This window comes from Oleiphilus sp. HI0079 (assembly GCF_001635105.1).
Map to the genome: position 1 here is coordinate 1 of NZ_LWFT01000286.1, position 436 is coordinate 436.

The following is a 436-nucleotide window of genomic DNA, read 5'->3' on the forward strand; positions in this document are numbered from 1 at the left end:
ACTGCTCCAACTGGCGGGAATCCGAAGAAACGGTGGTGGAAGCCAACAAACGGGAAATAAGCAAAGGCGAGATCAAAATGGCCTATGTATACCTACCTAAGCTCGATGCCTTAATGCATAACTATGGCACCAAGCATGACAAGGTTAACGAGAAGATTCGATGGCTTGAAGATCAGGTTCTGGATGTCTATGAGACAGCCAAACAGCACTACAAAGAGGTGTCGCTGTATGTCATTTCCGATCATGGAATGGCCGATGTCTCAGGGAGCGTCGANCTTATCAAGAAAATCAACGGTCTTGGTCTCACCTATGGCGAAGACTATGTTGCTATGTATGACTCCACCATGGCTCGTTTCTGGTTCCCGAACCCTAGCGCCCGCGCAAAAGTGGAAGAATGTCTGAGCCAAGTAGACGAAGGCAAGATCGTGTCTGAAGA

Annotated in this window: 1 protein-coding gene; it reads left to right on the top strand. The window is 48.3% G+C overall.

From position 1 onward, the window contains the following. Positions 1-35 precede the first annotated feature (35 nt). A partial coding sequence (locus tag A3750_RS04050) for an alkaline phosphatase family protein (protein ID WP_231871704.1) occupies positions 36-436 on the top strand: 401 nt, incomplete at its 3' end.